Source organism: Mesorhizobium sp. M0698, from assembly GCF_040320455.1.
Taxonomy (GTDB): Bacteria; Pseudomonadota; Alphaproteobacteria; order Rhizobiales; family Rhizobiaceae; genus Mesorhizobium.
Genome location: NZ_JAMYPQ010000006.1, coordinates 243,705 through 270,009, shown reverse-complemented (window position 1 = coordinate 270,009; position 26,305 = coordinate 243,705). Strand labels below are relative to the sequence as shown.

The following is a 26,305-nucleotide window of genomic DNA, read 5'->3' as shown; positions in this document are numbered from 1 at the left end:
CCACTACTCTCGTTTGGCGGGCGGGCCGGGCTCATTTTTTAAAAACCCCGCCCGCCCTCGCGCCCCCCCCCCCCGCCCTCGGGCTTTTCCCAACGCCGCGCCCCCAAAAACCCGGGCGCGCCGGCCCCCCCCCCCCCCACCAGGCTTGGGAGGCTTAGCGAGCCGCGGTCCAGCCCTTGTAATCCTTCAAATTGTCGGCCGTGATCAGCTTCGGGTCGAGCAGCACCGTCGGCTCGGCCTGCTTCTTGCCGGCAAGCAGGTCAGCCGCCATCGTCAGCGACTGGCCGGCCATCACATAGGGATCCTGCGAGGCCGACGCCTTGATCATCGACGTGCCGGAGGCGAGTTCCTTCTCGATATCGGGTGCACCGTCGACCGCGGTGAAGATGAACTCCGAGCGGTTGAGCTGCTTGGCCGCAAGCTGGGCGCCGATCGCCGTCGGATCGTTGATGGCGAAGACCGCATCGATCTTGTCGAAACGCGTCAGCAGCGACTGGAACACTTTCAGGCCGCCGTCACGCGAGCCTTCGGCGTTCTGGTCGTCGGAAAGGATCTTGATGTCGGGGTGCTTTGCCAGCACGTCCTTGCAGCCCTTGACCCGCTCCAGGATCGACGACGAGGCCGGGCCATTGAGGATGACATAGTCGCCCTTGCCGCCGGTATGATCGACCAGATACTGGCACGCCTCTTCGCCGGCCTTGACGTTGTTGGTCATCACGGTGACGTCGGCGCCCGGCGCCGAAACGTCGAAAGCGGCAACGACGATGCCGGCCGCCTGCGCCTTCTTCACCGCCGGCGCGATCGCCTTGGCATCGACTGCGTTGAGCATGATGACGTCGACACCGGCAGCGATGAAGGAATCGACCTGCGATACCTGCTTGTTGAGATCGTAGTCGGCCGATACCGAGGTCACCTGCACATTCGGGTTGATCTTCTTGGCCGCGTCCTCGATGCCCTTGATGGTGGCGACGAAGAACGGGTTGCCGAGCAGTCCGACCGAGATGCCGACCTTGTTCAGATCCTTTGCCGATGCCGGCGCGATGACGGCGGCCGCAAGGGCGACGCCGCAGAGCAGTTTAGCGATGGTCTTCATTGTTTTATTTTCCTCCTGATGCCCCGCGCCTCTCACGGTGCGTTACACATGAAACCGGCTCGTTGGATGCCGGCGACTAAGGGCCATCACGTTCTTGCTCCTGCCTGGAGCCGGTAACGGTCGAGGGCGACCGCCACGATGATGACCAATCCCTTGATGATGTACTGCCAGATGTCCGAAACACCGGCGAGGATGAGCCCGTTGGACAGCACGGCGATGATCAGGCCGCCGATCAGCGTGCCCCAGATCGAGCCGACACCGCCGACGAAACTGGTGCCGCCGAGGATGACTGCGGCAATGGCGTCGAGTTCGTAGGACTGGCCGAGCTGAAGCCCGTTGGCGGCATAGAGCCGGGCCGCCGACATGGCGCCGCCAAGGCCGGCCAGAAGGCCGGAAACGCCGTAGACGAAGAGCAGCACCAGCGGCACCTTGATGCCGGTCAGCCTGGCGGCCTCGGCGTTGCCGCCGACGGCGTAGATCCAGGTGCCGAGCACGGTGCGCTTGAGCACCAGCCAGGACAGGACGACGACCGCCAGCGCGATGATTACCAGCCACGGAATGCCGAACAGCGAACCGTTGCCGATGAAGTCGAACGGCAGGTCCGCGTTGAACACCGTCGTGTCCTGGCCGAGCAGGCGGGCGACGCCGCGCACGGCGGTCAGCGATCCCAGCGTGACGATGAAGGGCGGCAGCTTGATATAGGCGATCAGCAGCCCGTTGATGACGCCGAAACCGAGCCCGACGAGAATGGCCGCGGGCACGCCCAGCAGTCCCCAATCGGGCACCAGCGACACCATCACCGCCACCATCGCCGAGGCGGCAAGGATCGAGCCGACGGACAGGTCGATGCCGCCGGTCAGGATGACGAAGGTCATGCCGGCGGCCAGCACGATGTTGATCGACGATTGCTGCATGACGATCAGCAGATTGGTCTGGGTGAAAAAGCGCGGATTGATGAACTGGAAGCCGACCGCCAGCAGGATCAGGATCGGCAGCATGCCGAGTGCGGCGATGGCGGTACGCCACCTCGTGCTCCTGCCGACCGCCCGGTCGTCCGCTTTCATCGTGTCGGCCACCTTGTCGGTCATCGCTGAGCCGCTCCCGTTGCAAGTTCCATGATCGCTTCCTGCCGCAGCGGCTCGCCCTCCGACGCCGTCACCTCGCCGGCAATGGTGCCGTCGCGCATCACCAGCACGCGGTCGGCGATGCCGATCACCTCCGGCAGTTCGCTGGAGATCATCAGGATGGCGATGCCTTTCTTGGCCAGGTTGTCGATCAGCCGATAGATTTCCGACTTCGCCCCGACATCGACGCCGCGGGTCGGCTCATCGAGGATGACGACCTGCGGCTCGGTTTCCAGCAGGCGGGCGAGCAGCACCTTCTGCTGGTTGCCGCCCGACAGCGAGCCGGCATTGGCCTGCACCGAGCTGGTGCGGATGGAGAGGTCTGACACCGCCTTGGCGGCGCGCTTTTCGGCAGCCGTGAAGTCGCGCAAACCGCCGGCCTTCGCGTCCTTTGCCAGCACGCCCATGCTGATATTGTCGGAGATCGACATGTCGAGAAACAGGCCAAGTTGCTTGCGGTCCTCGGTCAGGTAGGCGATGCCGGCATCGAGCGCCTCGCTCGGCGAACCGATGGATATCGGTTTGCCGCCGAGCTCCAGCGTGCCTGATGTGTGCCTGTCGGCGCCGAAGATCAGCCGTGCCAGTTCGGTGCGGCCCGAGCCGACCAGGCCGGCCAGTGCCAGCACCTCGCCCTTGTGGAGGTCGAAGGAACAATTCTTTATGAGATTGCCGTCCGACATGCCGCGCACCGACAGCGCGATGGCGCGCTTGCTGTCCGGCGGACGGTGATCCTTCTTGTAGAACGTCGACAGATCGCGCCCGACCATCATCGATACCAGGCGCGAGGCGTTCAGGTCGGCGCGGTCGAGCGTGCCGACATAGCCGCTGTCGCGTAGCACGCTGACGCGGTCGGCGAGCTGGTAGACCTCTTCCATGCGGTGGCTGATGTAGATGATGGCGATGCCTTGCGACTTCAGCGTCGCGATCACCTCGAACAGCCGGTCGGTCTCACGCGAGGTCAGCGACGTGGTCGGCTCGTCCATGACGATGATGCGCGCATTGGTCGACAGCGCGCGGGCGATTTCCACCAGCTGTCGCTCGCCGAGCGACAGGCTTGCGACCGGAGTGCGCGCCGAGAAGGTCACGCCGAGCCGCGCGATGATCTCGCTGGCGCGCCGATTGCACTGCTCGCGGTCGACAACGCCGAACCGTCGCGGCTCGTTGCCGAGAAAAATGTTCTGCGCTACCGACAGATTAGGCGCCAGCGACAGCTCCTGATAGATGACCGCAATGCCGGCGGCGCGCGCCTTGATCGGGTCGCCAGTCGCGGCCGGCACGCCGTCGATCAGGATTTCGCCGCCGGGGTCCGGCCGGTAGGCGCCGGACAGCACCTTCATCAGCGTCGACTTGCCGGCACCGTTTTCGCCCATCAGCGCGTGCAGCTCGCCGGCGTGAACGGTCAGCGACACATCGTGCAAGGCGCGGATCGCACCGAACGTCTTGGAGATGTGGCGCATCTCCAGCACCGGCTGGCGCACCGTCTCGATCCGGGCGGCGGCGCTCATCGCGCACCTCCTGCAGCTGCGCTGGCCACAGCCCGGTCGGCGGCAAGGCCGCGCCAGTCGTTGCGATAGCCGGCAAGGCCGCTGAAACTTGCCGCATGCACCGCCTCCGGCGCTTCGGTGGCAAACTCGCGTCCGACGCTTTCGAAGGCAAGTGCGGCAGCACCGGTGGCGCTGCCCTCCAGCGTTGCGCCCTGCAGGAAAGCCTGCCCGGGCCGCAACTGCGCCAGCAACGCGGCAAGCAGCCCGCCATTGTTCAGGCCGCCGTCGACGATCACTGTGTTGTCCGAATGGATCAGCTCGAGGCACAGATCGAGCATCAGCGCGACATAGAGCAGCGCCATGGCCGCGCGTTCCTCGGCATTGGGCGTACGCCCGACCAGTTCGCCGCGACGGTGCGGCATCGGGCCGCCGGGCGCGAAGCTCGGCAGCGCCATAATGCCGGCGTCGATCACCCGTTGTATCGATGACGGCGCGATTGCGCCCTGCCAGCCGGCGCTGATCGTGGCGAATTCGCGCCCGCCCATGAAGCGGACGGTTGGCACCGGGCCGCCATCGACATCGACATTGACCAGCATGTCGCGATCGCCGTCGAGTGCGTCGAGCGGGCAGTCCGGATTGAGCACGACCACCCAGGTGCCGGTCGAGACCACGGTCACCGGCCCGAGCTGCTGCCGGCGGTAGGCATGGAGCGCGGCATTGCTGTCGTGGACGCCATTATGGATGGCGACTGGCTTCGCGGCCTGGCCGAAGCGCTGCTCGCCGATCACCGCGCCGGCACGCTCGAAGGCGGGCATCTGGCCGCGCCAGCCCTCGGCATCGACCAGCGAGCTGAAATCGCGTTTGCGCGGCGCCCATAAATGCGAGTGGCAGCCAAGATACGACACTTCCGATACCGGCCGGCCGCCAAACCGCCAGCTCCAATATTGGGGGTAGCCGAGGATCGATTTCGCTGCGGCGAAGGCACCGGGCTCCACCTCCTTCAGCCACAACATGTGGCGGCCGTAGTTGAAGCCAAGCGGCAGGCGCGGCGAAAAGGTCTCGGCAAAATCCGGAATGCGGCGGTCGATCTGCGCGGCGATTTCAGCTGGCGGTTCCTGCTCGTAATCGAGGATTGGATGCGTCAGCGCGGCTTCGTCGACCAACGCGAAGGTGCAGCCATGGCCGGATACCATCAGCCCTTCCACACCATGCGTGTCGACTGCATCATCGATGGCGCGAGCCGCCCAGTCGTGCAGCGCTGGCTCGTCGAGCACGCTGAAGCCGCCTTTGCGGATCCAGCTCGGCTGGGTGCGGCGCTCGTCGAGGATCTGTCCGTCCTGGCCGAAGACGAACAGCTTCGAATTGGTCTTGCCGAAATCGAGGACGGCGATGTTCACTGGGCGCCTCCCGAGCAAGCCGCGATCCGCACCATGACGCCGGCATCTTCGAGCATGCGGGCATCTGTCTCGGACAGGCCGTCATCGGTGACCAGCGTGCCGATCCGCGACAGCGGCAGTGCCACATTGCGCGCGTGGATCGACAGTTTTCGGCTGTCGGCCAGCACGACGATCTGGTCGGCGCAGAGGCTGAGCTCGACGATCGAGCGGACCAGCAGCGGGTGCGATTCCAGAAGGCCTTCCTGGCCGATGCCTTGCGCGCCGAGAAAGAACTTCGAGGCGTAGAACGGCACCGTCTGCGTCAGCGAATGGATGATGCCCGGCTCGCGGTGCAGTTCGCCGCCGGCGACGGTGAGGCTGCAATGGCCGTGGTCGCTGAGATAGGCCGCGAGCGGCATCGAGTTGGTGTAGAGCCGGATGTTGCGGTCGGCGAGCTTGACGCCGAGATGGAAGCAGGTCGAACCGCCATGCACGATGACCGCGTCGCCGTCGCGCACCATGGTGGCGGCGAGAGCGGCGATCTGCCGCTTGGCCTCGACGGCGAGGTCGCGGTTCTCGTCATAGGGCCTGGCATAGGCGACGCCGGCTTGCGAAGCGCCATCGAGCGCCGAGATGCCGCCATAGACCTTGCGCGCTTCGCCGGCTTCGTCGATCTTGTCGATGTCGCGCCGCACTGTCGCCGCCGACACGCCAAGCCGTTCCTGCAGCTCGCGCACCGATGCGAAAGGCCGGTCCCGCAAAAGCTCGACAATCTGGCGCTGGCGGCCGGAGTCGCTCAACCCTTACCTCCCAATGCACTTGCCTCCCAAGCATTTTGCACGGCATTGCCATCTTGCACGGCAATTGGTGCAACTTACTCAACACGCCTCGGATTGCAAGCCTGATCTGACGCGATAACATCACTGTTGACGTAACTTACTCGCATCTGCGATACCAGCGTCGGTCTTCGTCCCGGCACCGGGACGTCCAAAGCCGTGGCCACGCGGCCGGTTTGTGGAGGAATTTCGATGACGATCAGTGCGGATGCGCAGGAACTGGCAGCGCTGCGGTCGCTTTCGGCCGCCATCGGCAGCGACCCGCATCTGACCCAGGCCGCCGGCGGCAACACCTCGCTGAAAGCCGGCGACACGCTCTGGATCAAGGCCTCCGGCACCTGGCTGAAGGACGCGCTCATCGCGGACATCATGGTGCCGGTCGGCATCCCGCCATTGCTCGACGCCATCGAACGGCGCGACCCGGCCGCCGAACAGCCGCAGGCCTTCACTGTCGACGCCCTCAACGCGCGCGGCTTGCGCCCGTCGATCGAGACCACCGTGCATGCGCTGATGCCGCAGCGCATCGTTCTGCATGTTCACTGCGTCGAGACCATTTCGCTGGCCGTGCAGGCCGACTGCGAGGCCGAGGCCGCCAGGCGGCTCGACGGCCATCAATGGGCGTATGTTCCCTATCGCCGGCCGGGACTGCCGCTCGCGCAGGGTATCGCCGAGCGCCTTCGGCCAGGCGTGGATATCCTGATCCTCGGCAATCACGGCCTGGTCGTTGCAGCCGAGACCGTCGCCGCGGCCGACATGCTGCTGCGGCGCGTGACACGACTGTTGGCGCGGCCGCCGCGCCAGGTGGCGGAACCGGACATCGCGGCATTGACGGCGCGCGCCGGCGACAGCGACTACAGATTGCCGGCGGACGTTGAGGCGCATGCGGTGGCGATCGACGCCGAAAGCTGCCGCATGGCTTCGGGTGGCAGCCTCTACCCCGACCACGTCATCTTTCTCGGCGAAGGCTCGGTCGTGGCGAGACCGGACGAGGGTGTGAAGCGCGTCATCGAGCGCTGCGGCGCCGCACCCGCGGCGATCCTGTTTCCTGGACTCGGCGTGTTGATGCGCGGCGACGCCGGCGCCGGTGCCGACGCCATGCAGCGCTGCCTTTCCGACGTGACAGCGCGGATCGATGTCGCGGCGAAGCTGAATTATCTGACAGCGGCGGAGAATGACGAGCTGATCAACTGGGACGCCGAAAAATATCGCCAGAAACTCAATGCCGGAGGCAGCTGACATGCCGCGTTCGTCTGGCCCGCTTGCCATCGGCATCGACATCGGCACATCCGGCGCGCGCGCCGTCGCCATGCGTCCGGATTTTTCCATTGCCGCGCATTCCGCTATTGCCCTCGAGCGATTTGGGCCGAACGGCCGCGACCCCGCCATATGGTGGGAGGCGGTCGGCGCGGCGTTGGCGGAACTGCTCAAATGTATCGATCGCGCGGCAGTGCGCTCGATCGCCGTCGACGGTACGTCGGGCACGCTGCTGCCGGTCGACGGCGCCGGGCGGCCGCTGGCCGAACCGCTGATGTACAACGACAAGGTCGCTGACGACACTATTCTGACAGCAATAGCCGGCGCGGCACCGGCAACGAGCGCTGCACTTGGGGCGACCTCCGGTCTCGCCAAGGCGCTGTCTTTCCAGCACCTGCCCGGCGTCGCCACTGTGCTGCACCAGGCAGACTGGATCGCCGGACAGTTTTCCGGCCGCTTCGATGTCAGCGACGAGAACAACGCCCTGAAGACCGGCTACGACGTCGAGGCCCGGCGCTGGCCGGACTGGATCGCGGCGACCGGCGTGCGCATGGAATTCCTGCCCCGCATCGTGCGGCCGGGCGATGTCACGGACACGCTCACCGCCAGCGCTGCGAAAATGTTCGGCCTGCCGCGCGACGTGGTTATCGTTGCCGGCACGACGGATGGCTGCGCCTCATTCCTGGCGACCGGCGCGAGTGCCGCGGGCGACGGCGTTACCGCGCTCGGCTCGTCGCTGACCATCAAGATCCTCTGCGACCGGCCGATCTCGGCGCCGCAATTCGGCATCTACAGCCATCGGCTGGGTGACACCTACCTGGCGGGCGGCGCCTCGAACTCCGGCGGCAAGGTGCTGGCCCAGCATTTCCCCGTCGCCCGCATTGTCGAACTCAGCAAAAAAATCGACCCGGCGACGAAGACCGGCCTCGATTATTACCCGCTGCCGGCGCCGGGCGAACGCTTCCCCATAGCCGATCCGGCGCTGCCGCCGCGCCTCGAGCCGCGGCCCGCCGACGACGCCGACTATCTGAAAGCGATGTTCGAGGGTATTGCGGCGATCGAAGCGCTCGGCTATCGCCGGCTTGCCGAACTCGGCGCCCCCCGGCTGACATCGGTCAGGAGCGTCGGCGGCGGTGCGGCCAATCCGGCCTGGACAGCGATCCGGCAGCGCAAGCTTGGCGTCGCTCTGGTGCCGGCTCTTTCGGAGGAGGCCGCTGCCGGCACGGCGCGGCTGGCGCTGATGGGCGCAAGCGCAGCGGGGCTTTTATGACGGCCAAGGCAATTCAACACCTCGACGGCATCGCCGCGCTGACCGACCGCTATCAGGTGTTCCTGCTCGACCAATTTGGTGTGCTGCACGACGGCACCAGCGCCTATCCAGGTGCTGTCGAAGCGTTGTCGGCACTCAAGCGCGCCGGCAAGACCGTCGTACTGATCTCGAATTCCGGCAAGCGGGCGCAACCCAATGAACGCCGCCTGCTGAAGCTCGGCTTCGAACCGGGAAGCTGGGATCACTTTGTCTCCTCCGGCGAGGTAGCGTGGCGCTCCTTCCACCAAATGGCAGCATCCGGAGCCCTGCGCCCGCAGACAAAATGCCTGCTGATCCGCCGCGACAATGACCGTTCGGCTGTCGACGGCCTGCCCTTCGTCCTGGCCAAGGACGGCGACGATGCCGAACTGGTGCTGATTTCCGCCAGCGAGGGCGATCGCTACGACCTCGACCATTATCGCCGGCTTCTTGGTCCGGCGGCGGCGCGGCGGGTGCCATGCTTCTGCACCAATCCCGACAAGATCATGCTGACTGCCGTCGGCCCTCGCTTCGGCGCCGGCCGGCTCGCCGATCTCTATGAGAGCCTCGGCGGCAGCGTGGTGCGCATTGGCAAGCCCAATCCGCAGATATTCGAGGCAGCGCTGGCACTGGCCGGCCACCCGGAGCGCGACAGCGTGGTCTGCGTCGGCGACAGCGTCGAGCACGACATCGCCGGCGGCAACGGCGTCGGCGTCGCGACGACACTGGTCCTGTCGGGCATATTGGCGGGGGCGCCTGACCTGGAGGACATTTTCGCCACGCTGAACGCCCGTCCCGACTACATCGCGGATAGCTTCAGGTTTCGCTGAGTTGTTAAGGCGAGACAAAGCTAATCCAGGTTGAAACGCCCGATCACCGGCACATGGTCCGAGGGCCGTTCCCAGCCGCGCGCCGGCCGCAGGATTTCATAGCCGGCAAAATGCGGCACCAGGTTTGGCGACGACCAGACATGGTCGAGGCGGCGGCCGCGATTTGAGGCCTGCCAATCCTGGGCGCGATAGCTCCACCAGGTGTAGAGTTTCTCCTCGTAGGGCACATTGAGCCGCATCAGGTCGATCCAGTCGCCGGCGACCCGCATTGCCTCGAAGTTTTCCGTCTCGACCGGCGTATGGCTGACGACATTGAGGAGCTGCTTGTGCGACCAGACATCGTGCTCGAGCGGCGCGATGTTGAGGTCGCCGACCAGGATCGAGCCGGAGTGCTCGTCATGCTCGGCGCGGACGGCGTTCATCTCGGCAACGAAATCGAGCTTGTGCTTGAACTTGCGGTTGACGGCCGGGTCGGGCTCGTCGCCGCCGGCCGGTACGTAGAAATTGTGCAGCAGGATCGTTTTGCCGCCGGCGTTGACGGTGACCGACAGATGCCGGCTGTCGTCGATCTCGCAGAAGCGGCGCTTTTCGACCACCTCGATCGGCCGGCGCGCTATGGTGGCAACGCCGTGATAGCCCTTCTGGCCATGGAAGGCGATGTGCTCGTAGCCGAGCTTGCGAAACGCTTTCTCCGGAAACAATTCGTCCGGAACCTTGGTTTCCTGCAGGCAGAGCACGTCCGGCGCCTGCTCGACCAGCAGGCGTTCGACGATCGGCATACGCAGCCGGACGGAGTTGATGTTCCAGGTAGCAACGGAAAACGGCATGTGGGTTCCGGATAACGCGAGATCCGCCGGATGGGTCCGACGGAAGTCAATCGCGGAAACTACTGCCAGCCGCGCACCGCAAAAACAAGCCGCCCGCACTAACGCGGAAAAGCCATCCCGCAGCAGTAGAAAGTTACCGCGTCTTGGTGTTCAGCTCGCGGTTCGCCGTATAGTCGATGGCGAAGGTGTCGGGGGCGAAGCTGACGCCCTCCTTGGTGTTGAAGATCATCACCGTCGTGTCCTTGCCTTGCGCATCGGTGATGGTCCACTGCCGCAATTCATAAGATTTCGGATCGAACATCATGGTGATCTTCGAATTGCCGAACACCGATTTGTCGGCAAGCTGGATGGTGGTGAGGTCGTCCTCTTCCTTGACGCTTCTGACGCGCCCGCCCGACAGATCGATCTTGTCGTCGAGCAGCAGCTTCAGCGGCGTCTTCGACAGCGGATAGAGGTCGGAGGTCCGCAGCTTCTTGTTGAGGATGACCACCGACTTGCCGTCGGAAATCACCCTGAAATTCGAGGCGCCGTCGTAATTGAAGCGGATCTTGCCCGGCCGTTCCAGAAAGAACTTGCCGCCGGTCTGCTCGCCCTTGGGTCCGAACTGCACGAACTCGCCGCTCATCGATTTGACCGAGGAGAAATGATCGGCGATCTTCTGCGCCGTCGCCGGAACCGCTGCTTGCGCCGACGCCAGCAACTGGAAGCCGGGCACGAGGTTGGCGGCCGCCGCACCGGCCAGGACCAGGCCGAGGCCGAGCACCTGCCGGCGGGTTGGGGCGAAATCCCTGCTTGGGGCGAGAGTTGCGTTTTTCATGCCGGTCACCATCATCTGATTGCTTGCTCGTTATATTGGTCTGGCCCCCCAGTTGGGCTTAAGTTTGGCGGGCCGCACGGCGCCCGTCCGCTGCAACGCGCCAAAAGGTTCAAAGTTGCCGGCGCGGACGCGCTCTAGAACTTGTCGTCCTCCGTCGGCACCAGGATTTCGCGTTTTCCGGCATGGTTGGCCGGGCCGACAATGCCTTCCTTCTCCATCTTCTCGATGATCGAGGCGGCGCGGTTGTAGCCGATGCCGAGCCGGCGCTGGATGTAGCTGGTCGAGGCCTTGCCGTCGCGCAGCACCACCGCGACCGCCTGGTCGTAGGGATCGTCGGAATCCTCGAAATTACCGCCGTCGCCGCCGCCACTGCCTTTGCCCGTCGGCTCATCGTCATCCTTGTCGTCGTCCTCGGTGATGGCGTCGAGATATTCCGGCACGCCCTGCAGCTTCAGATGCGCGACAATTTTCTCCACCTCGTCGTCGGAGACGAAGGGACCGTGCACGCGCTGGATGCGGCCGCCGCCGGCCATGTAGAGCATGTCGCCCATGCCGAGCAGCTGTTCGGCGCCCTGCTCGCCCAGGATGGTGCGGCTGTCGATCTTCGATGTCACCTGGAAGGAGATGCGGGTCGGGAAATTCGCCTTGATGGTGCCGGTGATGACGTCGACCGACGGCCGCTGCGTCGCCATGATGACATGGATGCCGGCGGCGCGCGCCATCTGCGCCAGGCGCTGCACCGCGCCTTCGATGTCCTTGCCGGCGACCATCATCAAATCGGCCATCTCGTCGATGATGACGACGATGTAGGGCATCGGCTCGAGGTCGAGGTTCTCCGTCTCGTAGATCGCCTCGCCGGTTTGGCGGTCGAAGCCGGTCTGCACGGTGCGCGAGATCCTTTCGCCCTTTTTCTCGGCCTGCTGCACGCGCGCGTTGAAGCCGTCGATGTTGCGGACGCCGACCTTGGACATCTTGCGGTAGCGGTCCTCCATCTCCCGCACGGTCCATTTCAGCGCCACCACCGCCTTCTTCGGATCGGTGACGACCGGCGTCAGAAGATGCGGAATGCCGTCATAGACCGAGAGCTCCAGCATCTTTGGATCGATCATGATCAGCCGGCAGTCCTGCGGCGTCAGCCGATAGAGCAGCGACAGGATCATGGTGTTGATGGCGACGGACTTGCCCGAGCCGGTGGTGCCGGCGACCAGCACGTGCGGCATTTTGGCGATGTCGACGATCACCGCCTCGCCATTGATGGTCTTGCCCAGCGCCAGCGCCAGCTTGGCCTTGGTGGTTTCGAAATCGCGGCTGGCCATGATCTCGCGCAAATAGACCGTCTCGCGCCTGGCGTTCGGCAATTCGATGCCGATCGCGTTGCGGCCGGGCACCACGGCGACACGGCAGGCGATGGCGCTCATCGAGCGGGCGATGTCGTCGGACAGGCCGATGACCCGCGACGATTTGATGCCGGGCGCCGGTTCCAGCTCGTAGAGCGTGACGACCGGACCCGGACGCACATGGATGATTTCGCCCTTGACGCCGAAATCCTCCAGCACGCCCTCGAGCAGGCGGGCGTTCTGCTCCAGCGCGTCCTTGGACAGGCTGGCGTCGCGCACCACGTTCTTTGGTTCCGACAGGAAGTGCAGCGACGGCATCTCGAATTTTTCCGAGCCGATCAGCGAAGTCTGCGCCTCGCGCTGGACGCGGGCGCCGGGGGCCGGCCGCGGCGCCGGCGCCTCGACGCGTGTCGCCGCGTCGGAACGGAAGTTCTGCACCTTCGCCGTCGGCGCCGCGCGGCGCTGGCCGGCCGGCTCGGGCGCGAAATCCATGTCGTCGTCATTGTCGTCGCTATCGAAGACGTCGGCATCGTCAGGGTCGATCGAGGCACTGCGGTCGTTGACCATGGCGGCGAAGAATTCCGGCTCGACGCGGGCGCGCCCGCCCGGGCTCATCCGCGCCTCGGCGAACTCGGCCGATTCGACCCGTTCGGCCGCCCGCCGCCAGGCGCTGGGGCGCGGTTCCATCTCCGGCTCGAAATCGTCGCGCTCGCGCCGGCGCGCGGCGCGGCGGCGCAGATAGGCCCGCAGCGACAGCCACCAGTGGGTGATGGCGCCAAGCGCCAATATACCTTCGTCGCCCTCGTCCTCTTCATTGTCGAAAAGCAGGTCGTCCTGCGGATCGGGCACTGCAGGCTGTTCGAGGACCGCAAAGCCGTTCTTGCGCGAAATCAGCGCCGAGCCATACAAGAATACCCACAGCGCCGGCGCTGCCAGGAGCACGGCGAGCACGCTGGCGACGAGGCCGGTCGGATAGCCGCCGATGACCAGGCCCGGGATATTGAGCACCATGTCGCCGAAGACGCCGCCGAGGCCGGTCGGCAGCGGCCAGGTCTTGGGCGGCACCACGCAGCCGGCAATTGCCGCGCCAAGCAGCGAAAACCCGAACCAGGCCAGCGCCCGTTTCGGCAGCCGGTCGACGCCGCGCGCGGTAAACAGCAGAAATCCCCAGATCACCGCCGGCACCAGCGCCGCAACGGCGGCAAGTCCGAAGAACTGCATGGCAATGTCGGAAAAGACGGCGCCGGCATAACCCATTGCATTGGTGACGATATTATCGGTGGCGTGCGAAAAGCTCGGATCGGCGACGTTCCAGGTGGCAAGGGCGGCGACGCCGAAGCCAACCAGAGCAAACAGCCCGGCACCGACCAGGCGCCCGACCTGGCGCCTCGCGAACGACCGGATGCCGTGCTCCGTATCGGCCAGCGCAAGCGGTGCTGAAGCCCCTGAACGCATGCTTTTCCTCGTCTGTCGTTGCCCCGGCCGGGCGCGGACGCGCAACACGGCAGATTCGGCTGTCAGACTAGCGGCGGGAAGGTTAAGGGCGCATTAACCATGGGCATTCCGCGTCACCGGAACGGGCGACCGCCACCACAGTTCGGAGCCGCTGCGGCCGCTGTTTCACGCCGCCGGCGGATCGAGCACCTTGATCAAGCGACCGTGATCGAGCCATCACGGCCATCCGCGCGCAAAAAAGAGGCCCGGAAATCTTCCGGGCCTCAAGGCGTGAGCCCTTTCGGGAGCATCACGACGGGATCTTCCCGGCACCGGCAAAACGCCGGTACCAGCCAATACCTTTACGGCACCACTTCGCCGTGCTGGCTGATGTCGAGGCCTTCGACCTCTTCCGGGGTGGAAGGACGCAGGCCGACCAGCGCCTTGACGATGTAGAGGATCACGAAGCTCGCGATCGCCGTCCACAGGATGGTGAAGACGATACCGTAGAGCTGCTTGCCGACAGAGGCGCCCGAGCCGAGGCTGTTGATCGCCGGATCGGCGAGCACGCCGGTCAGCAATGCACCGATGATGCCGCCGATGCCGTGCACGCCGAATGCATCGAGCGAGTCGTCATAGCCGAACGCGTGCTTGAGCTTGACGGCCGAGACGTAGCAGAGCACGCCGGCGACGATGCCGACGATGAAGGCGCCGGTCGGATTGACGAAGCCGGAAGCCGGCGTCACCGCGACCAGGCCAGCGACGGCGCCCGAGATGATGCCGAGAACGCTCGGCTTCTTGGCGACGATCCATTCGGCGAACATCCAGGCGAGCGCCGCAGCAGCAGCGGCAACCTGGGTGTTCAGCATCGCGGCACCGGCAAGGCCGTCGGCGGCCAGTTCCGAGCCGGCGTTGAAGCCGAACCAGCCGACCCACAGCAGCGAAGCGCCGATGACGGAGTAGACGAGGTTGTGCGGCGCCATGTTGGTGGTGCCGTAGCCTTCACGTTTGCCGAGAACCAGCGCGCAGACCAGGCCGGCAACACCGGCATTGATGTGAACGACCGTGCCGCCGGCGAAATCGAGAACGCCGGCTGTGCCGAGGAAGCCGCCGCCCCACACCCAGTGCGCGATCGGGGCGTAGACCACCAGCAGCCACGCGCCCATGAAGATGAGCAGCGCCGAGAACTTCATGCGTTCGGCGAAGGCGCCGGCAATCAGCGCCGGCGTGATGATGGCGAAGGTCATCTGGAACATCGAGAAGACGAACTCAGGAATGTTCGCCACGCCCGGCAGCCACAGCGAGGAGGTGGTGATGCCGTTGTGGAAGAACTTCGAGAAGCCGCCGAGATAGGCATTCATGCCGCCGCCATCCGAGAAGGCCAGCGAGTAGCCGAACATGAACCACAGCACCGTCACCAGGCAGGTGATGGCAAAGCTCTGCATGATGGTGGCGAGCACGTTCTTTTTGCGCACCATGCCGCCATAAAACAGCGCCAGGCCCGGTATGGTCATCATCAGCACCAGCGCCGTCGAGGTCAGCATCCAGGCTGTGTTGCCGGTGTCGAGCGCGGGCGCAGGGGCAGCCGGTGCCGCCGGTGCCGCTTCCTGCGCGAACGCAGCAACCGTGCCCAGCGCAGCGAGAGCGAGCGAACCTAAAACGGCCGCGCGTCCCGTTATCTTCAAGGTGGAAGGAATATTCATTGAACTCTCCATTGGAATACGTATCCGCAGCTCAAAGCGCGTCGGTGTCTGTTTCGCCGGTGCGAATGCGCACCGCCTGGTCGATGCCGAAAACGAAGATCTTGCCGTCGCCGATCTGGCCGGTCTTGGCCGCCGCGGTGATGGCTTCGACGGCCTTGTCGACCATGTCGACAGCGACCGCGACTTCGATCTTGATCTTCGGCAGGAAGCTGACCGCGTATTCCGCTCCGCGATAGATTTCCGTGTGCCCCTTCTGACGTCCGTAGCCTTTTACTTCGGTGACGGTCAGGCCCTGGATGCCGACTGCGGTGAGCGCCTCGCGCACCTCGTCGAGCTTGAACGGCTTTATGATTGCCATCACGATCTTCATAAGGTTTCACCCTTTGCTGTTGCGGGTCCCCGCGTTTGCACGACTTCGCCGATCCCCATGAGAGCCGGAGAGTGCCCGCTAGGATTCAAGCTCCGTGCCAATTGCCGAAGCAGGGTGTTAAGCTGTTGTTAAACAACGAAATCGAGAAGGTCTGGCAGCTGCCTGTTCACAGGCGCGGCAGTGCATATGCTTAAAAAATAGGCAAATTTCGAAAAATGCCTACTCCGCAGGCGGCCGCTTCAGCCGGATGAGTCCTTCTTGGGCAACCGAGGCGATCAAGGTGCCGTCGCGGGCAAACAGCGAGCCGCGGGTAAAACCACGCGATCCTTGCGTCGACGGGCTGTCTTGCGTGTACAGCATCCAGTCGTCGAGCGGATGGCTGCGGTGGAACCACATGGCGTGGTCGAGGCTGGCTGCCTGGATATCACGATCGAAAATGGCGCGGCCATGGGCAAAGGTCGAGGTGTCGAGCAGCGTCATATCCGAGAGGTAAGCGAGCACGGCCGCCTGCGTGGCGCGGTCGGCCGGCACCGGGCCGGTGGTGCGGATCCAGATGTTCTGCTTCGGCTCGAGCTTTTCCCGGCTGGTATAATGCTTCAGCATCACCGGCTTCATCTCGATCGGCCGGTCGCGCTCCCAATAGCGCTTGATGCCGTCGGGCACGGCTTCGCCGAACTTACCCAGCAATTCGCGCTGCGACAGCAACGTGTCGGGCGCCGGCACGTCCTGCGGCATCGGCACCTGATGTTCCAGGCCGACCTCATCCTGCTGGAACGAGGCTTCCAGCGAAAAGATCGCCTGGCCGTGCTGGATCGCCACGACGCGGCGCGTGGTGAAGGAGCCGCCGTCACGGATGCGGTCGACCTCGTAAATGATAGGCACCTTGGTGTCGCCCGGCCGCATGAAATAGCCATGCAGCGAATGCACGTGGCGCTCGGGCTCGATCGTTCGCTGCGCGGCGACCAGCGCCTGGGCGATGGTCTGGCCGCCGAAGATGCGCTGCCAATCGAGCTTGGGGCTGCGACCACGATATAGGTTGTGTTCCAGCTGCTCGAGGTCGAGAATGCCGAGAAGCTCGTCCATGGCTGCCGTCATCTTGACCTCGCCGCAAAATTACCATGGCGGTTTCCGACAGGAACAGCGGGCAGTCAAGGGCGGAATGCCCGGCGACAGTCAGGCTGCGAAAGGAATTGCCCATGGTCGACAGCAAGAATTCGCTCGACGTTCTGGTCGCCGGCGCCGGTTATATCGGCTTGGCCGCCGCCGTGTCGCTGAAGCAGGCGCGGCCGAGCCTCGCCGTCGCCGTCGTCGATGCCGCGCCGGCCGGCGTCTGGCAGAAGGACGGCCGCGCCTCGGCGATTGCCGCCGCCGCGTGCCGCATGCTCGACCAGCTCGGCGTCTGGAACGAGATCGCGCCGGAGGCGCAGGCAATCACCGAAATGATTGTCACCGATTCGCGCACATCCGATCCGGTCCGCCCGGTGTTCCTCACCTTCGACGGCGAGGTCGCGCCCGGCGAACCCTTTGCGCATATGGTCGCCAACAAGGATTTGAACGGCGCCTTGCGCCGGCGCGCCGAACAACTCGGCATCGGCATCATCGAAGGCGTCGCCGTCAGCGCCTTCGACATCAACGGCGCCGGCATAACGGTGCATCTTGCCGACGGCGCGACGCTGAAGGCGCGGCTGCTGGTTGCCGCCGACGGCGTCAATTCGAAGCTGCGCGACATGGCCGGCATCAAGACGGTGAAATGGGAGTATGGCCAGTCCGGCATCGTCTGCACGGTGGCGCACGAGCGGCCGCACAACGGCCGCGCCGAAGAGCATTTCCTTCCCGCGGGCCCGTTTGCCACGCTGCCGCTCAAGCCGGGCAAGGACGGCACCAACCGCTCATCGATCGTCTGGGTCGAACGGTCGCAGGATGCCGAGAAACTGGTCAGTGGCGACACGCTGGTCCTGGAATATGAGCTCGAGCAGCGCTTTGGCCTCAAACTCGGCGAAATCCATATCGCCGACAAGCCCCGCGCCTGGCCTCTCGGGCTGACCATTGCGCGCGCCTTCGTCGCGCCGCGCATCGCCTTGGCCGGCGACGCCGCCCACGGCATCCACCCGATCGCCGGCCAGGGTCTCAATCTCGGCTTCAAGGACGTGGCGGCGCTGGCCGAAGTGGTGGTCGAGGGCGACCGGCTCGGCCAGGACATCGGCGCGCTCGACGTGCTCGAGCGCTACCAGCAATGGCGGCGTTTCGACACGGTGCAGATGGGCATCACCACCGATGTGCTGAACCGGATGTTTTCCAACGATTTCGGCCCGCTGCGCACTTTGCGCGACATCGGCCTCGGCCTTGTCGAACGCATGCCGCGGCTGAAGGGGTTCTTCATCCGCCACGCGTCGGGTCTGTCCGGCGACACGCCGAAACTGTTGAAGGGCGAGGCGATTTAGGCTTGGCAAGTGCGCGTCACTGGCCGTTCGGTCAGTTGACCTCGAAGCCCAGCTTCTGGCGCAGCCTGAGCATTCGCTGGTCGGAAATCTGCAGGCTTTGCCCACCCGCCTCCGCCACACGGCCGACCATCTGCAGCAGATCGTTCCTTTCAGCCGCGTCGAGGCGTTCGCGCAGGAACGGCGCCAGCTTGTCGATGACGACCGTGGCGTCGTCGATTTGCGAAGCCGCCCATTTGGCGTAGATCACCGCCTCATCGGTCTGCTTTTTATCGGCAATCTCCGAAATGACCGATTGAATGGCGGCTTCGCGTTGCGGCAGGATAGGACCGTTCTCGGAAACGATGGCGGTGATCAGCGTCGCGGCCGCCACGACCGGATCGTCGATCGCCGTCAGCGGCGAGAGTGCCGCCTGCTTGCGCAGCTTCTTGCGGCGCACATTGCCCTGCACGCGGCCAACGACGTCGGCAACCTCACGCGCCGCGTCGTTCATGATCTTCAGCCGGTACCACCAGAAGCCCGCTGCTCCGAGCAGGCCGATTGCTGCAATCAATATATGCATGCCCCGAAATCCCCCGATCTCGGCGACGATAGGAGAAGTATTGCTTCGCTTCAACACGCAAAAGTTGCGTCCGACGAAGAAAACGAAAGCCCATGCCAGTCGTTGGTCCCCGCCGCTCCGCGGAGGAACTTATCGAGACATCTCTATGACCCGGGCACCTTATAGATCGCCCGCACCTCGATCGTGCCGATTTCGGCCAGCGGAATCTCGCCCGCGATCTCCAGCGCCTCGTCGAGGCTCTCGGCCTCGATCATGACGAAACCGAGCAACTGCTCCTTGGTTTCGGCGAAGGGGCCGTCGGTGACCAGCCGCTTGCCCTTGCGCCTGCGAACGGTTTTCGACGTTTTCACCGATTGCAGCGCCTGCGCGATGATCAGCATCCCGCGTTGGTCCAATGACCGGTCATGGGCCATCGAATCGGCGTCGAGCTTGGCCAGCCTCTCGGGCGTCATTGCGTAGAGATCTTTTTCTTCACCATAAACCAAGGCAAACATACTTCATTTTTATCTCCATTCCTGGCTTGAAGCCGAAGACGAGGCTACGGAAATCTCCGCGGAGCCCTTGCCTGCCGCAGAATCGAGACCGGCCGCAGCATAGTCGAGAAGAGATACCGCAATCCCGATAATGGCAATCGCCGCAAGCAATCGGCCGAAGCCGGAAGGCTGCAGGCGCGACCAGTCGGCTTGTTGTTCACCGGCCCTGTAGCCGGTGCTTGTGCAGTGAGCAGAAAACAGGTTGTTCATGTGGTCCTCCATCCGGCCACCAAGTCCATGGCCGCCCGCAGAACGGCCGGGACAGATGGAAGTCGACATTTTTGCACGCGTATTTTTTTCGAATTTTTTTTCGCTCGACATGATGTGTCACGCTGCCGCCGATACGAAAGCGTGGGTGGCCTTCGCTCCGGCGCGCGCTATAGTCGACTGGATGCCGATCACGGGCTCAATCACGACAATCAAGGAGGAATTGATGGACCGCACCGCCAACGCCGTTTGGAAAGGCAGTTTCAAGGAAGGCAAAGGCACGCTCGATACACAGAGCGGGACGCTGAAGGGCACGCCCTATTCCGCCAAGATGCGTTTCGAGGACGAGAGCGGCAAATCCGGCACCAACCCGGAAGAGCTGATCGCCGCCGCCCATGCCGGCTGCTACGCCATGCAGCTTTCGCATTTTCTCGCCGAGAACGGCACTCCGGCCGCCGAACTCGACGCCAAGGCCGTGGTAACGCTGGTTCCCGGCACCGGCATCACCGGCAGCGCGATCACCCTGGTCGGCAAGGTACCGGGCATCGATGCCGCCAAGTTCAAGGAATTGGCCGAGAAGGCCAAGGCCGAATGCCCGGTCTCGAAAGCGCTCGGCGCCATCAAAGTATCGCTCGACGCTAGGCTCGGGTGAGAGCTGGTCTGCGGAAAGCGGGCGATCCTTCGCGCCCCCCTCTGCCCTGCCGGGCATCTCCCCCACGAGTGGGGAGATTGGCCGTCATCCTGCCTTTCGCCAATCTCCAACGCTGAATGAGAGGCGGGACGGCGAAGCTGCCAATCTCCCCCCTCGTGGGGGAGATGTCCGGCAGGACAGAGGGGGGCGCTGTCCCGCCAACCTCTCGAATGATTATTGGCTTTTTTCGCCAACGAGCGCGTCGAGGCGGGCGCGCAATGCCGCGACCTCTTCCTCGAGGGCCTGCACGCGCGTCTCCAGATCCGACGCCGGCGAGGACGACTGCAGGGGCGCTGCGGCAGCCGACAGCTGCGGCGACCCGCTGAGCAGATGGACATAGCGATCCTCGCGCTGGCCTGGGCCGCGATCGATCTGCTGCACCAGCGGTGGCCGGCGGCCGATCAGCAGATCGAGATTGCCGCGAAGCTCGTCGATCGACGGCAGCCGCGCCATGCGCTCGCTTCGCGCCAGCAATTCATAGGCCGTCTGCGGGCCGCGCAGCAGCAACAGGCCGAGCAGCGCGATCTGCGCCGAGGTCAGGGAAAAGCGCTGCGCCACCACATGCTCGTAGCGCTCGACGCGCGACGCGAACACCTGCCTGACTAGGCCCTTCTGCTCGAGCTGGCCAAGCGCTCTTCTGACCTCGCCAAGTTCGACCGACATCACCGGCTCGCGCGCCGTCTTCTGGTTGGCCGCCGCATGTGCCGCATTGAGCGTCAGCGGATAGACGTCCGGCGTCAGCTCCTTCTTCTCGATAAGGCAGCCGAGCACGCGGGCTTCGATGGGAGAGAGGATGGGAAGGTCGATATCGGTCATAAGTTTGCTATCCTTTCGAACTCGGCGGGACAGCGCCCCCCTCTGTCCTGCCGGACATCTCCCCCTCTAGTGGGGAGATTGGCTGTCATCACCGCTTCGCCACTTTTCAAGGCTGCAGAAAGGGCGCTGTCCTCCAAGCTGCTAATCTCCCCCCTTGAGGGGGAGATGTCCGGCAGGACAGAGGGGGGCGCGAAGGATCGCTGCGGACGAGACGATCTCGGCTGCAACTCGCCCGCCGCCTACACCCGTCGCTCCACCATCATCTTCTTGATCTCGGCGATCGCCTTGGCCGGGTTGAGCCCTTTGGGGCAAGTCTGGGCGCAGTTCATGATGGTGTGGCAGCGATAGAGCCGGAACGGGTCTTCGAGATTGTCGAGCCGCTCGCCCGTCGCCTCGTCCCTGGAATCGATCAGCCAGCGATAGGCCTGCAGCAGCGTCGCCGGGCCGAGATAGCGCTCGCCGTTCCACCAGTAGCTCGGGCAGGAGGTCGAGCAGCAGGCGCACAATATGCACTCGTAGAGCCCGTCGAGCTTTTCGCGGTCCTCATGGCTCTGCAGCCATTCCTTGGCCGGCTCGGGCGACACCGTCTTCAGCCACGGCTCGATCGAGGCGTGCTGGGCGTAGAAATTGGTGAGGTCGGGCACCAGGTCCTTGACCACAGCCATGTGCGGCAGCGGATAGACCTTGATCGCGCCGGAAATGTCGTCGCAGCCCTTGGTGCAGGCCAGCGTGTTCGACCCGTCGATGTTCATGGCGCACGAGCCGCAAATGCCTTCGCGGCAGGAGCGGCGCAGCGTCAGCGTCGGGTCGATCTTGTTCTTGATCCAGAGCAGCGCGTCGAGCACCATCGGCCCGCAATCGTCCATGTCGACGAAATACGTATCCATGCGCGGGTTCTCGTCATCGTCCGGCGACCAGCGGTAGATGCGGTATTCGCGCAGATTGGTCGCGCCCTCCGGCTTCGGCCAGGTTTTTCCGGCCATGATCTTCGAGTTTTTCGGAAGCGTGAGTTCGACCATTACCTCAGGTCCTTTCGGATGACGAGCTTCAGCCCGGACCAGATCTCGTTCACGGCGGCGACCTTGACGTCGACGAGGTCGAGCTTCAGCGCCTCTGTGCGGATAACGTCGTCGGTGACGTCGGTCGGCACTTTCGATGCCTTCTTCGGCCATGACACCCAGACCATGCCGTCCCGCTTGATCGCCGCTTCGACGTCGCCGAGACGGTCCTCGATCTCGACACGCTGCCTGGTGAAGGCGTGAACGGCATCATATTTCCGGCGAATGCCAGAAATCGCCGACCAGTCGGCCAGCCGGTCGACACCGGCAAAACCGACGGCGTCGGCCAGATCGTCCAGTTCCGCCGGCAGCGCGATGAAGGCCGCGGTCATCCCGTCCTTCAGGCCGAGCTTGGCCGGAAGAGGCGTGCCGGAATATCCTGCTGCCGCCGACGCCATTCTACTTCTCCGTATGAACGTAGAGGGCGTTCACGAAGCCGGTACAGCGGGCATATACGCGCACTTCAAATGCTTTCCCGATTTGCTTTAGTGCGCCACTGGCCGGAGGCCTTGCCAGACATCTGATGTGCCCGACGTTCTTGGAATAAAAATTTCGACTTGACGATTGGGCCGTGGCGGCATCTTTCCAAACGGGAATATCATTCACCATTTTCGAGATTTTGTCAGCGTTGTCATAGATATAGACCGTCTCGGCAGACGCCGAGTGCACTCCGACGCCAACCAGAAATGCCAAGGCGATCAGATGTTTCATCATGACCTCAATACACCCTGGCCTTTGGCGCGATCTTGGCCGGGTTGATGCCGCCGTCTGCTTCCTTAAGCAGCGTTTCGGTGTGCACCGGCCGGTAGGTGAGCGCCACCTCGCCGGCCTCGTTGAGCCGAGCCAGCGTATGCTTGCGCCAGTTGGCGTCGTCGCGGGCCGAAAAGTCCTCCCGCGCGTGCGCGCCGCGGCTTTCCTTGCGCGCCTCGGCGCCGTAGACGGTGGTGATGGCGTTGGCCATCAGGTTTTCCAGCTCCAGCGTCTCGACCAGGTCGGAGTTCCAGATCATCGAGCGGTCGAACACCTTGACGTCGCCGAGTTCACCCCAGATCTGCGAAATGCGCCTGCAGCCGCTTTCCAGCGATTCCTGGGTGCGGAACACCGCCGCGTCCTCCTGCATCGCCTTCTGCATCTTTTCGCGCAAAACCGCTGTCGGCGTCGAGCCGTTGGCGTGACGCAACCGGTCGAAGCGGTCCATGATCTTTTCGACGGCGGCCTCGTTGGGCGAAGGGATCGCCGATGTGCGGTCGATCACCTGGCCGGCCCGGATTGCCGCCGCACGGCCGAACACCACCAGGTCGATCAGCGAGTTGGAGCCCAGCCGGTTAGCACCGTGCACCGAGGCGCAGCCGGCTTCGCCGACCGCCATCAGCCCGGGCGACACCTGGTCCGGATTCGACGCCGTCGGGTTCAGCACCTCGCCCCAGTAATTGGTCGGCACGCCGCCCATATTGTAGTGGACCGTCGGCAGCACCGGGATCGGCTCCTTGGTCAGGTCGACGCCGGCAAAGATCTTTGCCGATTCCGAAATACCCGGAAGCCTCTCGTGCAGAACGGCCGGGTCGAGATGGTCGAGATGCAGGAAAATGTGATCCTTCTTCGGGCCGACGCCGCGGCCCTCGCGGATTTCCAGCGTCATGCAGCGCGAAACCACGTCGCGCGAAGCCAGATCCTTGGCTGACGGCGCGTAGCGCTCCATGAAGCGCTCGCCCTCGGAATTGACGAGATAGCCGCCCTCGCCGCGCGCGCCCTCGGTGATCAGGCAGCCGGCGCCGTATATGCCGGTCGGGTGGAACTGCACGAACTCCATATCCTGCAGCGGCAGGCCTGCGCGTGCGGCCATGCCGCCGCCATCGCCGGTGCAGGTATGCGCCGAGGTGGCCGAGAAATAGGCGCGGCCATAGCCGCCGGTCGCCAGCACCACCATCTTGGCCGAAAAGCGGTGGATGGTGCCGTCGTCGAGGTTCCAGGCGACGACGCCGGTGCAGGTGCCGTCCGGCTCCATGATCAGGTCGAGCGCGAAATACTCGATGAAGAACTGCGCATTGTGCTTCAGCGACTGACCGTAGAGCGTGTGCAGCATGGCGTGGCCGGTGCGGTCGGCGGCCGCACAGGTGCGCTGCACCGGCGGCCCCTCGCCGAAATTCATCATCATGCCGCCGAACGGCCGCTGGTAGATTTTCCCGTCCTCGGTGCGGCTGAAGGGAACGCCGTAGTGCTCGAGCTCGTAGACCGCCGCCGGCGCTTCGCGCACCATGTATTCTTGAGCGTCGGTGTCGCCCAGCCAATCTGAGCCTTTGACGGTGTCGAAGAGATGCCACTGCCAGTTGTCGGGACCCATATTGGCGAGCGAGGCGGCGATGCCGCCCTGCGCCGCAACGGTATGCGAGCGCGTCGGGAACACTTTGGTGATGCAGGCGGTGCGCAGGCCCTGTTCGGCCATGCCGAGCGCGGCGCGCAGGCCGGCGCCGCCGGCGCCGACGACCACGACGTCGAATTTGTGATCGACATAGCTATAGGCGGAAGCCGTGTTGGCGTTCTTCGCGTCCTTGGCCAAAAAATCAGCCTCCAAATGCCAGTTTAAGCAGGGCGAAGACCGAAGCGACGCCGACGACTACGGGAAAGAATGTGTTGAGGGCGAGCAGCGCCAGCCTGGTGCCTTCGCCATGCACATAGTCTTCGATGATCGCCTGCATGCCGAGCCGCATGTGGTAGAGCACCGACAACAGCACCAGCGCCAGCACCAGTGCAACGAACGGATTGGCAAGTGCGGCGCGCACCTCGAGATAGCTGGCGCCGTTGAGTGCGATCAGGAAGCCGACGAAGAACAGGACCAGCGGGATGTTGGAGATCGCCGTCAGCCGCTGGCGCCAGAAATGGCCGGTGCCCTCGCGGGCGGAACCGAGGCCGCGGACCTTGGCCAGCGGCGTGCGCATGTCGGTGTTCTTGCCGTTCATGTCAGGCTCCCCGCGCCATGTAGCCGGCGATCCAGATCAGCAGCGTCAGCGTGACCGAGCCGGCCAGCGTCGCCCAGGCGATCCTCGATGCGGTATGCTTTTCCAGCCCTGCCCCAGTGTCCCAGATAAGATGGCGCACACCGCCCAGCATGTGGTGCATCAGCGCCCAGCTGTAGCCGAACAGCACCAGCCGTCCCAGCCACGAGCCGAAGGCCCAGTTGACGGCATTGAAGGTCGCCTCCGAGCTCGCCGCCGCCATCAGCCACAGCGCGACCAGCAGCGTGCCGAAATAGAGCGCCCCGCCGGTGATGCGGTGGACGATCGACATCGTCATGGTGATCGGCGGCCGATAGACGGTCAGATGCGGCGAAAGCGGCCGTTCACGTCTGGCAAATTCGCGGGTGGCTGGTGATTTGCTCATGGCTCCCCCAGTTCGGCGTCTCTGGAGCCTCAGGTGGGAATGCGGCATTACCGCTTCCGGTTGCGACTTCGGACAGCCGGTTTCTAATGCTCTTTTTGCACCGCGTCAAAGCCGGAAAACCGTTTCGAAAACGTAATTTAGTCTGATGAAAGCAAGGCTTTCATCTTCAATCGATTAGGGCTGTCGCCTTGCGCCGGCACAATGTCGCCGCACTGCAAAATATGGCTGGCGCAAGGGGCGGATCAGCGCTTGCAGGCCAGCGGTGATGCACCGCCCTTCATCACCAGCGCCTCACGCCCATCGATCACGATTGCGTCATGCGCCTCGCCGTAACGGCTGGTCTGATTGGCCGGTGACGCCGGCAGCTCGGCGCTGGCGCCGTTCTGGCCGAGGACGCGCACCGACGTGCCGAGATTCTCGATGGTCATCACGCTACCGTCGGCGCAGTTGTAAGTAGCTGTGCGCGGCTGCGGTGCCGTCGGTTCGCTAGCGGCGGGAGCAAGCGACACGGAAGCGGCGGCCGTGTTGCCGAGCTTGGGCGCGCTGGTCTGCGGCGCGCAGGCGGCGGCAGCCAGCAGCGGCGGAATGGCCAACGCCATCCGAAACGTGCGGCGTAATCTCATTTGCTGCTTTCCCCCCGCGTATCGAGCCCGCCGCGATGCTCCGGCAAGCCACCGGATTTCATGCTTTTTGAGTCGCGCCCGATGCTGGGGATGGTGGGAACAAGGCATGGCCGAATGATGGCCGGTGGGCGATCGAGTATTAACCATATTTTCCGAGACCTCGCCCCTGCTGCGGTTGCCCTCTTAACAAAGGTTAATAAAAGGTTAATTTCTGATTCGAGGAGGC

The 26,305-nt window shown here is 64.4% G+C and carries 26 protein-coding genes and 1 pseudogene; 5 read left to right on the top strand and 22 right to left on the bottom strand.

Annotated features, from left to right (window positions below):
* Positions 1 to 154: 154 nt before the first annotated feature.
* The 5 genes from NKI16_RS16250 to NKI16_RS16230 form a co-directional block, all read right to left on the bottom strand.
* Positions 155 to 1,093, bottom strand: coding sequence for an ABC transporter substrate-binding protein (locus tag NKI16_RS16250; RefSeq protein ID WP_352456306.1), 939 nt, complete (start codon positions 1,091 to 1,093; stop codon positions 155 to 157).
* A gap of 86 nt (positions 1,094 to 1,179) precedes the next feature.
* Positions 1,180 to 2,157 (bottom strand): ABC transporter permease subunit, encoded by a 978-nt coding sequence (locus NKI16_RS16245; RefSeq protein WP_502894527.1) that lies wholly within the window; start codon positions 2,155 to 2,157, stop codon positions 1,180 to 1,182.
* A 20-nt stretch (positions 2,158 to 2,177) separates the two neighbouring features.
* A complete protein-coding gene (locus NKI16_RS16240) occupies positions 2,178 to 3,722 on the bottom strand; it encodes a sugar ABC transporter ATP-binding protein (RefSeq protein WP_023680484.1) in 1,545 nt (514 codons plus the stop codon).
* Complete coding sequence (locus NKI16_RS16235) at positions 3,719 to 5,098, bottom strand: FGGY-family carbohydrate kinase (protein WP_352623506.1); 1,380 nt, start codon at positions 5,096 to 5,098, stop codon at positions 3,719 to 3,721. The genes NKI16_RS16240 and NKI16_RS16235 overlap by 4 nt, the downstream gene beginning before the upstream one ends.
* The gene (locus tag NKI16_RS16230) at positions 5,095 to 5,877 is read right to left on the bottom strand and encodes a DeoR/GlpR family DNA-binding transcription regulator (protein ID WP_352623508.1); all 783 of its coding nucleotides are present in this window, start codon (positions 5,875 to 5,877) and stop codon (positions 5,095 to 5,097) included. Before NKI16_RS16230 ends, NKI16_RS16235 begins: the two co-directional genes overlap by 4 nt.
* Positions 5,878 to 6,105: 228 nt before the next feature.
* Between NKI16_RS16230 and NKI16_RS16225 the strand changes: the two genes are divergently transcribed.
* Genes NKI16_RS16225 through NKI16_RS16215 form a run of 3 tightly spaced genes read left to right on the top strand, consistent with a single transcriptional unit; the run spans position 6,106 to position 9,285 of the window.
* Entirely contained in the window at positions 6,106 to 7,149 is a 1,044-nt protein-coding gene (locus NKI16_RS16225) for a class II aldolase/adducin family protein (RefSeq protein WP_352623510.1), read from the top strand.
* A 1-nt stretch (position 7,150) separates the two neighbouring features.
* Positions 7,151 to 8,437 carry an FGGY-family carbohydrate kinase gene (locus NKI16_RS16220; protein WP_352578121.1) on the top strand — a complete coding sequence of 429 codons (1,287 nt, stop codon included), beginning with the start codon at positions 7,151 to 7,153 and terminating at the stop codon, positions 8,435 to 8,437.
* On the top strand, positions 8,434 to 9,285 hold the full coding sequence (locus tag NKI16_RS16215; RefSeq protein ID WP_352578120.1) for a TIGR01459 family HAD-type hydrolase: 852 nt from the start codon (positions 8,434 to 8,436) through the stop codon (positions 9,283 to 9,285). Before NKI16_RS16220 ends, NKI16_RS16215 begins: the two co-directional genes overlap by 4 nt.
* 20 nt (positions 9,286 to 9,305) lie before the next feature.
* On the opposite strand, the gene NKI16_RS16210 is transcribed toward NKI16_RS16215, so the two are convergent.
* The 6 genes from NKI16_RS16210 to tesB form a co-directional block, all read right to left on the bottom strand.
* A complete protein-coding gene (locus NKI16_RS16210) occupies positions 9,306 to 10,112 on the bottom strand; it encodes an exodeoxyribonuclease III (RefSeq protein WP_352578119.1) in 807 nt (268 codons plus the stop codon).
* Between the two features lie 133 nt (positions 10,113 to 10,245).
* Complete coding sequence (locus tag NKI16_RS16205) at positions 10,246 to 10,929, bottom strand: outer membrane lipoprotein carrier protein LolA (protein WP_031213172.1); 684 nt, start codon at positions 10,927 to 10,929, stop codon at positions 10,246 to 10,248.
* Between the two features lie 134 nt (positions 10,930 to 11,063).
* The gene (locus NKI16_RS16200) at positions 11,064 to 13,721 is read right to left on the bottom strand and encodes an FtsK/SpoIIIE family DNA translocase (RefSeq protein ID WP_352572240.1); all 2,658 of its coding nucleotides are present in this window, start codon (positions 13,719 to 13,721) and stop codon (positions 11,064 to 11,066) included.
* A gap of 341 nt (positions 13,722 to 14,062) precedes the next feature.
* Complete coding sequence (locus NKI16_RS16195) at positions 14,063 to 15,385, bottom strand: ammonium transporter (protein WP_031212694.1); 1,323 nt, start codon at positions 15,383 to 15,385, stop codon at positions 14,063 to 14,065.
* A gap of 49 nt (positions 15,386 to 15,434) precedes the next feature.
* Positions 15,435 to 15,773 (bottom strand): P-II family nitrogen regulator, encoded by a 339-nt coding sequence (locus tag NKI16_RS16190; protein WP_023679755.1) that lies wholly within the window; start codon positions 15,771 to 15,773, stop codon positions 15,435 to 15,437.
* Positions 15,774 to 15,992: 219 nt separating this feature from the next.
* Positions 15,993 to 16,868 (bottom strand): acyl-CoA thioesterase II, encoded by an 876-nt coding sequence (tesB, locus tag NKI16_RS16185; RefSeq protein WP_352578118.1) that lies wholly within the window; start codon positions 16,866 to 16,868, stop codon positions 15,993 to 15,995.
* Positions 16,869 to 16,969: 101 nt separating this feature from the next.
* Here tesB and NKI16_RS16180 point away from each other — a divergent pair, with 101 nt between their 5' ends.
* Positions 16,970 to 18,214, top strand: a complete 1,245-nt coding sequence (locus NKI16_RS16180) for a ubiquinone biosynthesis hydroxylase (RefSeq protein WP_352578117.1) — start codon at positions 16,970 to 16,972, stop codon at positions 18,212 to 18,214.
* 31 nt (positions 18,215 to 18,245) lie between these two features.
* Here the strand turns inward: NKI16_RS16180 and NKI16_RS16175 are convergent, their stop codons facing one another.
* The 3 genes and pseudogenes from NKI16_RS16175 to NKI16_RS16165 form a co-directional block, all read right to left on the bottom strand.
* Positions 18,246 to 18,773 carry a hypothetical protein gene (locus NKI16_RS16175; RefSeq protein WP_352578116.1) on the bottom strand — a complete coding sequence of 176 codons (528 nt, stop codon included), beginning with the start codon at positions 18,771 to 18,773 and terminating at the stop codon, positions 18,246 to 18,248.
* A 143-nt stretch (positions 18,774 to 18,916) separates the two neighbouring features.
* Positions 18,917 to 19,274, bottom strand: a pseudogene (locus tag NKI16_RS16170) (YciI family protein).
* Between the two features lie 2 nt (positions 19,275 to 19,276).
* Positions 19,277 to 19,516, bottom strand: a complete 240-nt coding sequence (locus NKI16_RS16165) for a hypothetical protein (RefSeq protein ID WP_031212700.1) — start codon at positions 19,514 to 19,516, stop codon at positions 19,277 to 19,279.
* Between the two features lie 223 nt (positions 19,517 to 19,739).
* Here NKI16_RS16165 and NKI16_RS16160 point away from each other — a divergent pair, with 223 nt between their 5' ends.
* A complete protein-coding gene (locus NKI16_RS16160) occupies positions 19,740 to 20,165 on the top strand; it encodes an OsmC family protein (RefSeq protein WP_031212702.1) in 426 nt (141 codons plus the stop codon).
* A 213-nt stretch (positions 20,166 to 20,378) separates the two neighbouring features.
* Here the strand turns inward: NKI16_RS16160 and NKI16_RS16155 are convergent, their stop codons facing one another.
* The 8 genes from NKI16_RS16155 to NKI16_RS16120 form a co-directional block, all read right to left on the bottom strand.
* Positions 20,379 to 21,020: a YceH family protein gene (locus NKI16_RS16155; RefSeq protein ID WP_352623517.1), complete on the bottom strand. Its 642-nt coding sequence runs from the start codon at positions 21,018 to 21,020 to the stop codon at positions 20,379 to 20,381.
* Positions 21,021 to 21,259: 239 nt separating this feature from the next.
* Complete coding sequence (locus tag NKI16_RS16150; RefSeq protein WP_292663232.1) at positions 21,260 to 22,039, bottom strand: succinate dehydrogenase iron-sulfur subunit; 780 nt, start codon at positions 22,037 to 22,039, stop codon at positions 21,260 to 21,262.
* On the bottom strand, positions 22,039 to 22,476 hold the full coding sequence (locus NKI16_RS16145) for a DUF3052 domain-containing protein (protein WP_352578114.1): 438 nt from the start codon (positions 22,474 to 22,476) through the stop codon (positions 22,039 to 22,041). The genes NKI16_RS16150 and NKI16_RS16145 overlap by 1 nt, the downstream gene beginning before the upstream one ends.
* Before the next feature lies 1 nt (position 22,477).
* Positions 22,478 to 22,789, bottom strand: coding sequence for a hypothetical protein (locus NKI16_RS16140; RefSeq protein WP_352572235.1), 312 nt, complete (start codon positions 22,787 to 22,789; stop codon positions 22,478 to 22,480).
* Between the two features lie 7 nt (positions 22,790 to 22,796).
* Positions 22,797 to 24,635 carry a succinate dehydrogenase flavoprotein subunit gene (gene sdhA, locus NKI16_RS16135; protein WP_023679766.1) on the bottom strand — a complete coding sequence of 613 codons (1,839 nt, stop codon included), beginning with the start codon at positions 24,633 to 24,635 and terminating at the stop codon, positions 22,797 to 22,799.
* Between the two features lie 4 nt (positions 24,636 to 24,639).
* Positions 24,640 to 25,035 (bottom strand): succinate dehydrogenase, hydrophobic membrane anchor protein, encoded by a 396-nt coding sequence (gene sdhD, locus NKI16_RS16130; RefSeq protein WP_292663226.1) that lies wholly within the window; start codon positions 25,033 to 25,035, stop codon positions 24,640 to 24,642.
* Position 25,036: 1 nt separating this feature from the next.
* A complete protein-coding gene (gene sdhC, locus NKI16_RS16125) occupies positions 25,037 to 25,456 on the bottom strand; it encodes a succinate dehydrogenase, cytochrome b556 subunit (protein ID WP_292663224.1) in 420 nt (139 codons plus the stop codon).
* A gap of 242 nt (positions 25,457 to 25,698) precedes the next feature.
* Positions 25,699 to 26,079 carry a hypothetical protein gene (locus tag NKI16_RS16120; protein ID WP_352450157.1) on the bottom strand — a complete coding sequence of 127 codons (381 nt, stop codon included), beginning with the start codon at positions 26,077 to 26,079 and terminating at the stop codon, positions 25,699 to 25,701.
* Positions 26,080 to 26,305: the final 226 nt, after the last annotated feature.